Raw genomic sequence first — 11,426 nt, forward strand, 5'->3', positions numbered from 1 at the left:
AACAGCGTAGGGTATATCGAAGGATCCATTTTTGATTTTGAGGCATTGGAGCTAGGCCAACGATTTAGTTTAACCAAAGAACAGGAAAAAAAATTAAATGATGCCGAGCAGTTGAGTCAGGAAAATGGAACCAAAGGATTATTAAAAGGCATCGATCATATGGCAACCCGAATCCTTGCCGGTGAGCGGGAGGATGCTATATTGGAGTTTTTATGTCTCTCTAAATATTACTTTTGGGGAGTGTATAATATTGCCGATATGAATTCCTCTACGAACGTGAACAGAATTCCGCATGGTGATGATATTGTTTCCCCGGCCAAAGTGTTTACTGCAAATAACATTTCATTTATGGTGAACTCATTTAAAAACCTGCCCATGCCAACAGAAACGTTTGTGCTCAACTATGGGAGAAGAATGCATCATATCGCTTACGAAGTGGTTGATGGCGATCATGCTTCTGGAATCAAGAACATCGATTATGTAATCAATACATTACAAAATAAAGCACATGTAGAGTTTTTAGCTTGGGTTTTTGGTGCATGTACGGATAGCCCTGATTTAAAACAAATCTTTTCCAAACACTCACAGTATTCTTTGCTCATTACCGAATATGTTGAGCGATGCCATGGTTTTGATGGATTTTTTACCAAAGAAAATGTTGCTGCTTTAACAGAAGCTGCAAGTCTTGATGAAACATTGGCCAGACATCATAAGAAGGAAAGTATCATCGGCGATTAGGTCTATGAATTAATCGGTCTCAATGATTAAGAGGTCAAAGTAATATAATCTAATGGAGTATGAGCTATGAGTATTAGGAGTGTACTTTCGCTAGTATTTTTAATGACAATTATATGTAATGCTGTAAAAGCTGAGACACAGCTTCAAATGAATACTGCAGCGTGTAATGAAATGAAGAATGCGGATACCAGACTCAATCAGGTTTATAAAAAAGTTTTAGAAAAATACGCTGATGATAAAATGTTTATCAACAAGTTTGTCATTGCCCAACAAAAATGGATAGCATTCAGAGATGCTTATGTTGATTCCATGTATATTCCAGAAAATAAAGATTCCTATGGTTCAGTATTCTCCATGTGTCAATGTACTTTCCTTGAAAACATTATTAATGACCGTATCAAACAATTACAGGTCTGGCTTAATGGCATTGAAGAAGGGGATGTGTGTAGTGGCAGTGTAAGTCAATAACTGATGCAGGCTGGGGCTGAGCTTGTGACGTTTGGCACCAGAGATAAACCCAATTACTTTGCTTTGTACTGCCAGAACTTAGGCAATGCATAGCAAGACAGTCCAACACCAATAATGCATAACACACCACCAGATATGAGGGCGGTACCGATTCCACTCCATGCGGCGACAAGCCCAGCTCTGGTATCACCTAATCTTGGGCCGCTTAAATAACTGAGCATTTCAATGCCTGCTAATCGCCCTCTTAGCTCAGGTGGAATGGTATTGTTCCACAAATTACTTCTAAAAATACCACTGATGGCATCAAAAGCTCCGGATAACGCCAGGAACATCATAGCCATCCATAATGAGCCAGACAATCCAAAACCTATAATTGCAGCACCCCAACAGGCGGCAGCTATGGCTATTGCTTTGCCATCATGAGTGACTCGAGCAGTCCAGCCGCTTACAAATGAAATAATTAAAGCGCCTATGGCTGGTGCCGCATAAAGTAATCCTAAGGTTTTAGCTCCACTATAGGATTGTGCAATGGCGGGAAATAACGCATTGGGCATGGCAAATATCATCGCAATAAAATCCACACAATAGCTGCCAACCAATTCTTGGCGACTGAAGGCGAAGGATATTCCCTGTTTTAAAGACGCAATGATAGACGGATGCTTATGTTTTATTGGTTTTGGAATGTGGTGCATGAGACTAAGATTAATAATAGATATAAAAAAAGTTGCAAAATCAATAAGATAAGTAATGACGATTCCGTATTGAGCAATAATTAATCCAGCGATTGCGGGTCCTACTATCATGCAGAAGCTGAATTTAAAGCTTCCCAGAGCTCCGACATTTTTATAATCTTCGGGTTTAACTATCTGCTGAGTAATACTATCAAAAGCAGGGCGGTGCAACCCTGTAATGGCTGACATTAAAGACGAAACAATGAATATAGTAATGATACTGGGAGTATTAAGGTAAGAATTCAAGGCTAAAAAACAACATCCGACTGCCAACAGAATTTCACTGATAATTAAGAGCGCACGTCGGTTATAACGGTCTGCAAAAACACCGCCAACAAGGGCTGTAACCAATAAAGGTATTAATTGAGTAAAACTCAATAATCCGACCACTAAAGTAGACTGGGTCAGATGATAGATCTGATAGGGAAGGGCGACAAATGTAATCATTGTTCCGATAAATGATATAAATTGCCCCAAGTAGAGTAAGGAATAATCGCGGTTTCTTTTGAGAAGAGAGAGGTCTATTAAATGACTCATAATGGACATCCATTGGGAATGTGGTATGTGAATTTGATAACCGGGGATTGTAATTTTTTTGAGTGTTTTTGTATAGAACTTATGTTATTCAGGCTCTTCGAGGTTGAATTTATTTTAATATCGTTAATCACCTGGAGATTCTTTTATCCGATCATACCGTAGAGAGGCTACGGTATGTCGTTTAATAACTTGTTTTAATTAACTACTGGTATTGGAGTTGCTCCTATTCCAAGAAGGTTCATTAGTAAAAACACCACAAATAGAATAATAAACAGGAAAAAGAGTACTTTTGCAATTTCCGTAGCAGTTGATGCTACTCCTCTAAATCCGAACGCTGCTGCAATAATTGCAACAACTAAAAAAATGAGTGCCCAACTTAACATGATTAACTCCTTGTTTTTATAAACCTATACTTAATGTACATTTTTAGCAGTCACACTTAAGTATAGACCTTTAAAAATATAATTTTATGCGCTACAGGAGGAGCGTTCTTTTAATGTTCCTTTGGGTGGGGGAAAATCCCGTCTGCAAGCAACCGGGCTACAAATACACGAACAAACAAGTGTAGACTGGTTGCTTGCAGCCGGCACTTATATTTGTAACTGAAAGGAGCTGGACTCTATATTCGATCTGCCCCGTGGTCAAGCCACGGTAATTCGGCACGCGGGTTTTACACGGTCTATTAATAAATCGAAGAAAACAATGTTTTTTTGTATTGATGTTTATATGTTATAGGGATGAACATTGCTGTTTTTTCAGCGCCATGCTAATATTTGCCCAAATATTGATCACAAAAAGTCCTATCCTGCAACGTTGTATTTTCTTACATTAGCTCAAATAGAAAATCTAGTTACCCACGTTCAGGCTTAAATGCTTACGGGATTATTTGGAGTATAAATATGTTGTGCGTGGTAACTGGTGCTACGGGTTGTCTGGGAATGAATTTGATCAAACGTCTGGCAAATGAAGGGCATGACGTGATTGCTTTGGGGCGCAATCAATATCTGGGCTCTATTATCAGTAGATCGGGAATACGCTTTATTTCTTTGGATTTGATGGATTTGGCATCATTGAAGAAGATTAGTAAAGACGCTGACGTAGTGTTTCATTGTGCCGCATTATCAAGTCCATGGGGTAAATACAAAGATTTTTACCAGGCAAATGTTGTAGCGACTCAAAATGTAATTGAAGCAACCCCGATAACCGCTCGATTAATTCATGTATCTTCGTCCAGTATTTATTTTGATTACACTGAAAAACACAACGTTAAAGAAAATGCAGTTTTGCCCAAGAAGGCAGCAACTCATTGTATTCGAACCAAATTAATGGCAGAAACCTTAATTGATAAAGCCTATCAGGAACAAAATTTAAATGTGATCACCATTAGGCCTCGAGCAATTTTTGGTCCCTACGATCGCTCAGTTATTCCTGGTATTTTGAAATCAGAAAAACAAGGAGTTGTACCTCTAATAGGTACTGGGCAAAACATAATAGACATCACTTGTGTTGAAAATGCAGTGGACAGTTTGATTTTGGCCGCCAAAGCTGACAGCCAATTTTGCGGTAACAAATATAACATTAGCAATGGAGCACCTACTACGCTAATGGCTGTTCTCATCTCGCTTTATAAAGCATTAGACAGGCCTTTAAAAACTCGATTTCTTTCATATTCACTAGCAAAAAAAATTGCAGGTTGTTATGAGCGCTTATATCGCTTCTCTTTTATAAAGAAGGAACCTTGGCTCACTAAATACAGTGCCGGAACATTATTTTATGGTCAAACTTTAAATATAGATGCAGCTATTCATGATTTAAAATACAGCCCGAGTATTAGTATTGATCAGGGCTTTGAGCATTATGCTAATTGGTATAAAAATCATGATTGAGGAACAGTGAGTTAAAACATGACTGTTAAAACATAAAACACCCTTGATTCATAATACCTCCAGTGGGAATTGCTCGCATTCTATTGGGTTTGTTTATACTCGTTTTCTTGCGCTTGGTCTTTTCTTTACTTTTATACGCGGCATGCGAGCAAAGATGGAGCAACAAAAAAGCATACACTATATCATCCACCATGTAGCGCTTCATTTGATAAAGGCGTTGATGTCTTAGTTCTGCTGTGGCATACAATTGCGTTAAGGCTTCAGTAAATGTATCAAAGGCTTGGGTACGACTTTGTCCGAGTTTTGATTTAATGCGCCCATTACTGGTGGTGAGCGTCCAATCCTCAAATAAGTCTTTGCTGAGCCTTAGCTCATAGTATCTGGACTCTTTTTCAAATCGAAGATAGTGATAAGGTTCTTTTTGCATCGTCAAATGCTTAAACCAAAAGGGGGTTAAAATAAAGAGCATTAAAATACTGCCAAATTAGAAAGACGCTTTAAGCTGCCGGGGTTATCTATTATGTATCCTGAGGTGGTTGCAATGTTTGCATGGCCCGCCAAACGAGATACCGACTTAATATCAGCACCTTGCTCAATTAATCGAGTAATAAATGTGCGTCGTCCTGAATGAGAGCTTGCGCCGGTTAATCCAGACTTGTCGTAGAGTTTACGAAACCATTTTTGTAATACATCCGGATGAAAGCGATTTCCACGCTGAGTTTTAAATAATGGGGTCTTTAGATTAAAGATTTCCTGGTTTTGAGCTCGTATAGAATCTACATAATCTTGTAATGCGGTGATAATTTTTATGTTGCTAATGTAGACATCGCGTTGCTTTTCACCTTTTGCATTAATGCGTTTTAGCTTTACTTCATCCAGGATCTTGAAGTTTTGATCGACAACATCCAAAAATGTTAACGCAGCGATTTCTTTTACGCTAAGCCCCAAGCCAAATGAACAATAAATTATGGCAACGTTTCTTAGCGCAAAGGGGCTGTCTTCTGCGGCCATAAAAAGTCGTTTGAATTCATTTTCATTTAAAACACATGCTTTTGCCATTTCTTACCAAAGAGTTCTTAATTTATATTTAATAATATCATTTTAAGACCTTGATTGCTAGATAAAAGTAAATCAGATTAGAGAGCACAGTGTGCATTTAATTGAATGGGTATTAAAAAGGGATGCAGCTCAGTCAATCGTTTTTCAACAGCGATCTATTTTTTAAAATAATCAATACCTGCTATAATTGATTTATAATGGATCAACTAGACCAAGGAATGACATGTTAAAAAAACATGATAAGTTTATAGCCGCATTAAATTCCCCCAAACAAGATCTCTTGAATATTGTATTGAACTACCCTGAATATAAGGAAGAAGTCATTGAATTACTGAAACAACCAGGTAAATTCGTTTCATTAGTCAATAGCAGGGCTTTTTTTTCAAATCTGGCAAACAAATTTTCAGAAAAAAATTATAAGGATGAGCTATTTCGTTTGTTTAAAGAAACCGATTCTTTGTCACGTCTAGTGAAAAATCTTCAGGATCTCGGAACCATAATGGTCGAATTTAAAGATCATCGCGATGATTTTGTTGAAATGCTGAGTCTCAATAAAAATTTTCATAGCATCATAAAGAACAAGCAAGATATAAAAATACTCGCATTTTATTTTAAGCATTTAAAATATACTAATGACTCTATTTTTGAAAAGGACAGACCAGAAGACGTCTTGCAAGAAATGATAAAAATTACGAAATCTCCCAAAGCTTATACTGCTGGTGCAGCAGCAGGAGCATTAGCCAGTGCCAATCAATCGCTTCCATATGATATTGGTAAGATCATTGGGGGATTTTTTGATCGCAGAACAGGCGGCCGCCTTGCTCAAACGTCTAAAGCTGCTGCTGAGATGGCGAAAATAGAAAAAGATAATGATCACAAACCCCTAATTATGTAACCAAAATGAGAAGGCTTCTTATTGTTCTTGATCAAATTGGTCTACATAGCCTGGTATCATATAAACGAGTGGTGGAATGATTAATACGATAAAGGCGATGGTTGTATTGACTGAGGCCAGGAATATAGAAACGATATAAAAAGGTGGAGCAACAGATATACGTTGCAAGACTGCTCTGCGAATGGCAGGAGTGTATCTTGCGCCATTTAATTGATAAATTCGCGCACATTCACTTATCAATAACTGTCCGAGACTGCAACACAGTAAATTGATTGCAAAAAATGTGATGCTCGTTTCACTATTTGGAAATGCAGCTACAAAACTTGCTGAAAATGGTACGATGCAAATAGCCATTAAGTAAAATATATTGCACCACAAATAAGGTCGATTCAGATGGTCAAGAATGCCAAATTGGAAATTCATGGCAATCCATAGGGTACCTAAAATAATAAAACTACCGCTATAGATAAATAATTTTAAATAAATAGCATCCAAAAAAAGGTGGAGGTGAGTATTATCTACCACACCAGCAGGCAAGCGTAAATCAAGAACAAGAATTGTCATCGCCACAGCAAAAATACCATCAGTTAAGCCTTCCAGGCGCGATATTTTCAGCAGACGATTCATTTAAATTCCCTGTTAAATTGATACGGAGCTTGATTGATATTTATTATGTCTCATCCTCATAAAACTGTGAAGCAGGATAATCATTATAAATATTTAGTTGCTTAAGCTCTTGTTGTACAAGCGAAACATTTTAACTTAAAATCCTTGTTTTGATGTCTCTCCAATCAACTATGGAAGGCTTGAATGTTAACAAAAAGTGAATCTAATGAACGAACGTTATTGTTAAATGATTTTGACGAAGAAAATCCTTCGCTAGATACACTTGCCATTTTAAATCGAATAGAAAAACAGGATGAGTTAAACAAAATATATGAAATGCTGTGTGCCTATAAATCATCTTCTATCGATTTCTGGCAACACTGTAAATACGACATATATGAGGCTGTCACTATAGGAATATTGGAGACAGAGGAATATGTGGTATCTTGTCTAAGATATAGGATTTTTCCCTGTTTACAGAATGAACTGCTACATCTTATTGATGCTTCTAATAACAAAGCTCGTCATGAGCAAGCGATGCGATTCCTTATACTGTTCGGTATGCTCTTGACGTTCTTTATTATGGGGATTATGTTTGGAATTAGTAAAGGACTAAATTGGATCAACAATAAAAGTCTAACAAGAAGCTTATCTCAGGAAGATAAGGATCTCCTTTTTGGTTTTTTAGAAAAATTTGGTTTAGCTAACGAAATTACTGGGATAACACCCGTTACTGATGTGATGGATTTGTGTGCTGTGGCTAAAGAACAAATAATAAAAGATAAAAAAATGATTAATGAACGACGTTTCAGTTTTCTTATTGGTCGCAATGATCCTGGTTCCACCATTCCCAAAGACCTGCCTAATGATATCGCATATAAAATCTTGCACTTTTCAAAACTATTTTCAAAAGCACCTGTAGAAATGACTGCTGAGGAATGCGAGAGAAAGCATCTTGAATTTGCCGTATGAATCCTTATTGGGTTATTAAAGGCAATTTGTATGATTTTTGTTTACTCTCTCTTTATTACAGGTATTGAGAGTGTTTCTATAAATGGAGGTTCAAATTACTCCTGTCTCATGTTAAATCGCAAAAGCTCACTCACCAAAACGTTTCATTTAACTTAATGGCTTAAGTAGTTTTTCTTCGTAATATTATGTAATAATCCCCAGAAGTGTATGGTGATCAAGGTCATTATGCACAACAAAAAAATTATGGCAAAACGACAGTAGCGAATTAGTGGGGCTTGACACTGTACCCAGTTTTGAGCCGGAGCCGCTGGATACCGTGCTCAAGCCGCGGTAATTCGACATGGCTCTTTCCTTGACGTTCGGAATAGGATAATTCTTCTGGATATTGAGATAGCCCGCTTATTGCCGGTTGCTTCTCAATAATCCTTGAAAAACTATCGAATTACCGTGGCTTGACCACGGTATCCAGCTTTTGAGCCAGGGCTCTTGGATAGCACGACTCAGCTGTGGTCATTCTGCATGGGATGGTGCTGCTTCGAGGTATTGAGGTACTTCGGAATACGAGAACTTCTCCGGGTTTATTGAGATGTTTATTTATCGCCTCTCTGGTATAAAGTTGCGGTACGTAGAGAATCGATTTGTGGGTAACGTCCAGCTCTGGTTTGTGCTGGTAGGCATAAACAATGAATTGTAAACAGACCCCAAAGCAGCCTGATAGAGTAGGAATGGTAATTTGATTAAGACATTTATGTGTAAAAAAATACAGAAGCTATCCATTTACCTTGTAATTTTTAGCATCAGTCTTTATGCCGAAGCATCGCAAATTCTTGATGTATGGGATGTATTACGTAGTGAATTTAAGATGAATCACGAAGTTAATCGACCTGAGGTTCAAGAGCAAATACGCTGGATACTTGATCATCCAGGTTTTGTTACCAAGGTTTGTGAAAAGGCTGAACCTTATCTATATCATGTGACTCGGGAAATTCAACGAAGAAACTTACCTGGTGAATTAGCATTGCTTCCTATGATAGAAAGTGCTTATGATCCTTTTGCTTATTCTAAAGTTGGAGCAGCAGGTTTATGGCAAATAATGCCAATGACAGGGAGCGAGTTAGGTTTAATTCAGGATTGGTGGTTTGATGGCAGACGAAGCATCAGCCATTCAACTAATGCAGCGCTCACTCACCTTGTTCGTTTAAATAAAGTGTTTAATGGTAACTGGATACTGTCTATAGCCGCTTATGACGCTGGTGAGGGTGCCATCGGCAGAGCGGCTAAATCTGGAGGAACGACCAATTTTTGGGAGCTGGCTGTGCCCAAAGAAACCCAAGTTTATGTGCCTCGATTTTTAGCTCTGGCTGAAATCATGAGTAAGCCCCTGGCTTATAAAATAAATCTCCCTCAAAAGGCGTTTCGACCGTATTTTGAGGAGGTTAGTATTGGCAGTCAAATTGATTTGAATCATGCTGCCAGTTTGGCCGGTATTTCAATGAATGAATTAACCAAATTAAATCCGGGTTATAATCGATGGGCTACAGCACCATATAAACCCTTCACTTTACTTATTCCCATAGCGAAAGTGACTCAATTCTATTTCAATCTATCTCATTCGCCTGTTGATAAACGGGTTAGCTGGACAAAGCATCTTGTCCTGCCAAGCGATAGCTTACAAAGTATAGCCAGACAGTATCATACTACCGTTACATTGATTAAAAAATTAAACCGTTTGTCCGATCATGGCATACGTCCTAATCAGGTCTTGTTAATTCCAAGTACTAAAAATACTCCTGTACTACCGTTCCATGAAATTTCAAAGGCAAAATTCTTAAGCCAGACTCCCATAAAAGGTAAAGTATATAGGGTTATTCATATTGTTCAGCCTAACGAAACGTTTAATACTCTCGAAAGAGTTTATAAAGTAACAATGGAGGACATTATTAAATGGAATCATCTCACTCCCGGAGTAGCACTATCTTACGGCAAGCAGCTCATTATCTGGAAAAAAGTAAAGCAATCATAAGTTCGATTACGAACAATGTATTGACCTTCACACGATTTATAATCCTGATTTTTCTTAAGAAACGAAGCTAATTTTATCCTGCGTAAAAAAACTAACTATACTCGTGTAATAAGATAAAAAATATTGAATGGCCTGTTACCTCATGAACTTTAAAAAAGTGAACTTAAATTTGTTAGTATATCTGGATGTCTTATTAAGCGAGTTGTCTGTTTCAAAAGCTGCTGATAAATCTAATCTTAGTCAGGCAGCTATGAGTGGAATTTTGAAGCAGTTAAGAGGGGTGTTTGATGATCCTTTATTTATTCGCGAAGCACATGGCCTAAAACCTACTCCTAAAGCTTTGGTTTTGAGTCCAAAGATTAAGTCCTTTTTAGCTTGTGCAGATAACGTCCTTGCAAAAGATGAGTTTTATCCCTACTCTGAACGTGCCGCTTTTAATCTTATCCTTGGCAGTCATGGTGAGCTGATAATTTTATCTCGATTATCCGCTTATCTGGAGCAATATGCCCCCAATTTTACATTAAAAACTACCTGGATATCGGAACATTTAGATCTCGATGAGCTACTCGCAACTAAAGTAGATTTAGCAATTGGGGCTGATTTTCTTCCTTATGGGAGCTCCATAAGCACCGAATTTCTATTTGAAGATGAGATGGTTTGTGCCATGCGTAAATCGCATCCATTCGCCTCTAAGGAGTTAACTCAAGAGCAGTTTATGGCAGCAGAACATGTAGACATCGCTTTTATTGAAAAGGCATTGTATCAACAATGGACTGATGTTGGCATGAAACGAAATATAAAAATAACCGTATCAAACTTAATTAGTGCATTTGAGGTCATTCGTGATACCGATTACCTGGGAATTGTACCTCGACATTTAGCGACTTCCTTAAATAACAAGCAGGATTTTGAGATCAAAATTATACCTTTTCTTAACAACCATTTTGCGGTTAACATGTTGTACCATAAACGTTTAAGCAACCATAAACCGCTGCAATGGCTCCTTCATATTATAAAAGAACACTGTCTTTAATTCCAAATAGTAAAGCCATCAAGCAAATTACTTTATTTCGATGTTTTTGCATAATAATGCAACATATCAATAACCAGTTGAAAATATAATAGATATTAAAATTCTGAATATAACATATCAATTTAAATGATTGGAACGATATCTCTCATGATGATTAAATCTTGCCATTAGTTATTAATTTAATCAAAACTGAATATTAGGGGCTTTGCATTTCATACCGACCTTTAATTTTTGACTCGATGAGAATTTATTATGCAAAAGAAGTACGAAATAGATTTTAATTTAAACGTGGCATTAGAAATTACAAGTTTTTTGGACGTCGAGCCGCAGTAGCCAAGCTTATCGATAATGGGGTAGAGTTGAATTCTAAGTTATTAGAAAAAGCCTTGGCTACTTATGATTCTATGATTATTAAACACATTATAGCCCCCAATTTCAGGAAAGTTGTCGCCTCTGAATTAAATTAATTGTGGGAGGC

Annotated in this window: 11 protein-coding genes and 1 pseudogene; 7 read left to right on the forward strand and 5 right to left on the reverse strand. The window is 37.4% G+C overall.

All coding sequences use genetic code 11. The annotated features are described in order from the left end of the window. Together Q0495_RS13415 and Q0495_RS13420 are read left to right on the forward strand one after the other, a co-directional pair. A pseudogene (locus tag Q0495_RS13415) lies at positions 1-738 on the forward strand (hypothetical protein); the annotation flags it as partial. A 66-nt stretch (positions 739-804) separates the two neighbouring features. Then, complete coding sequence (locus tag Q0495_RS13420; protein ID WP_298627197.1) at positions 805-1,206, forward strand: lysozyme inhibitor LprI family protein; 402 nt, start codon at positions 805-807, stop codon at positions 1,204-1,206. Positions 1,207-1,259: 53 nt separating this feature from the next. On the opposite strand, the gene Q0495_RS13425 is transcribed toward Q0495_RS13420, so the two are convergent. Continuing rightward, the gene (locus Q0495_RS13425) at positions 1,260-2,474 is read right to left on the reverse strand and encodes an MFS transporter (protein ID WP_298627199.1); all 1,215 of its coding nucleotides are present in this window, start codon (positions 2,472-2,474) and stop codon (positions 1,260-1,262) included. A gap of 194 nt (positions 2,475-2,668) precedes the next feature. Then, positions 2,669-2,857, reverse strand: coding sequence for a DUF1328 domain-containing protein (locus Q0495_RS13430; protein ID WP_298627201.1), 189 nt, complete (start codon positions 2,855-2,857; stop codon positions 2,669-2,671). Between the two features lie 516 nt (positions 2,858-3,373). Between Q0495_RS13430 and Q0495_RS13435 the strand changes: the two genes are divergently transcribed. Beyond that, positions 3,374-4,360, forward strand: coding sequence for an NAD(P)-dependent oxidoreductase (locus Q0495_RS13435; protein WP_298627202.1), 987 nt, complete (start codon positions 3,374-3,376; stop codon positions 4,358-4,360). 25 nt (positions 4,361-4,385) lie between these two features. Here Q0495_RS13435 and Q0495_RS13440 read toward each other — a convergent pair whose 3' ends face one another. Both Q0495_RS13440 and Q0495_RS13445 read right to left on the reverse strand, forming a co-directional pair. Then, positions 4,386-4,787: a WGR domain-containing protein gene (locus tag Q0495_RS13440; protein WP_298627204.1), complete on the reverse strand. Its 402-nt coding sequence runs from the start codon at positions 4,785-4,787 to the stop codon at positions 4,386-4,388. 41 nt (positions 4,788-4,828) lie between these two features. Further along, complete coding sequence (locus Q0495_RS13445; RefSeq protein WP_298627206.1) at positions 4,829-5,419, reverse strand: site-specific integrase; 591 nt, start codon at positions 5,417-5,419, stop codon at positions 4,829-4,831. 223 nt (positions 5,420-5,642) lie between these two features. Here Q0495_RS13445 and Q0495_RS13450 point away from each other — a divergent pair, with 223 nt between their 5' ends. Next, positions 5,643-6,314: a hypothetical protein gene (locus tag Q0495_RS13450; RefSeq protein WP_298627208.1), complete on the forward strand. Its 672-nt coding sequence runs from the start codon at positions 5,643-5,645 to the stop codon at positions 6,312-6,314. Between the two features lie 18 nt (positions 6,315-6,332). Here the strand turns inward: Q0495_RS13450 and Q0495_RS13455 are convergent, their stop codons facing one another. Beyond that, positions 6,333-6,941, reverse strand: coding sequence for a TMEM175 family protein (locus Q0495_RS13455; protein WP_298627209.1), 609 nt, complete (start codon positions 6,939-6,941; stop codon positions 6,333-6,335). Positions 6,942-7,124: 183 nt separating this feature from the next. Between Q0495_RS13455 and Q0495_RS13460 the strand changes: the two genes are divergently transcribed. The 3 genes from Q0495_RS13460 to Q0495_RS13470 all read left to right on the forward strand — a co-directional run bounded on the left by Q0495_RS13460 (position 7,125) and on the right by Q0495_RS13470 (position 10,948). Then, the gene (locus Q0495_RS13460; RefSeq protein WP_298627211.1) at positions 7,125-7,892 is read left to right on the forward strand and encodes a hypothetical protein; all 768 of its coding nucleotides are present in this window, start codon (positions 7,125-7,127) and stop codon (positions 7,890-7,892) included. A gap of 733 nt (positions 7,893-8,625) precedes the next feature. After that, positions 8,626-9,915, forward strand: coding sequence for a transglycosylase SLT domain-containing protein (locus tag Q0495_RS13465; protein ID WP_298627213.1), 1,290 nt, complete (start codon positions 8,626-8,628; stop codon positions 9,913-9,915). Positions 9,916-10,057: 142 nt separating this feature from the next. Further along, positions 10,058-10,948 carry a LysR family transcriptional regulator gene (locus Q0495_RS13470; RefSeq protein ID WP_298627215.1) on the forward strand — a complete coding sequence of 297 codons (891 nt, stop codon included), beginning with the start codon at positions 10,058-10,060 and terminating at the stop codon, positions 10,946-10,948. The last annotated feature ends 478 nt before the right edge of the window (positions 10,949-11,426 follow it).

Source organism: uncultured Legionella sp. (assembly GCF_937871865.1).
In the GTDB taxonomy this organism is placed as follows: Bacteria; Pseudomonadota; Gammaproteobacteria; order Legionellales; family Legionellaceae; genus Legionella.

What these genes read in the sequence shown, in the direction of transcription:
- Q0495_RS13420 (WP_298627197.1), top strand. Translation starts at nt 805, where the DNA reads ATGAGTATTAGGAGTGTACTTTCGCTAGTATTTTTAATGACAATTATA.
- Q0495_RS13425 (WP_298627199.1), bottom strand. Translation starts at nt 2,474, where the DNA reads ATGAGTCATTTAATAGACCTCTCTCTTCTCAAAAGAAACCGCGATTAT.
- Q0495_RS13430 (WP_298627201.1), bottom strand. Translation starts at nt 2,857, where the DNA reads ATGTTAAGTTGGGCACTCATTTTTTTAGTTGTTGCAATTATTGCAGCA.
- Q0495_RS13435 (WP_298627202.1), top strand. Translation starts at nt 3,374, where the DNA reads ATGTTGTGCGTGGTAACTGGTGCTACGGGTTGTCTGGGAATGAATTTG.
- Q0495_RS13440 (WP_298627204.1), bottom strand. Translation starts at nt 4,787, where the DNA reads ATGCAAAAAGAACCTTATCACTATCTTCGATTTGAAAAAGAGTCCAGA.
- Q0495_RS13445 (WP_298627206.1), bottom strand. Translation starts at nt 5,419, where the DNA reads ATGGCAAAAGCATGTGTTTTAAATGAAAATGAATTCAAACGACTTTTT.
- Q0495_RS13450 (WP_298627208.1), top strand. Translation starts at nt 5,643, where the DNA reads ATGTTAAAAAAACATGATAAGTTTATAGCCGCATTAAATTCCCCCAAA.
- Q0495_RS13455 (WP_298627209.1), bottom strand. Translation starts at nt 6,941, where the DNA reads ATGAATCGTCTGCTGAAAATATCGCGCCTGGAAGGCTTAACTGATGGT.
- Q0495_RS13460 (WP_298627211.1), top strand. Translation starts at nt 7,125, where the DNA reads ATGTTAACAAAAAGTGAATCTAATGAACGAACGTTATTGTTAAATGAT.
- Q0495_RS13470 (WP_298627215.1), top strand. Translation starts at nt 10,058, where the DNA reads ATGAACTTTAAAAAAGTGAACTTAAATTTGTTAGTATATCTGGATGTC.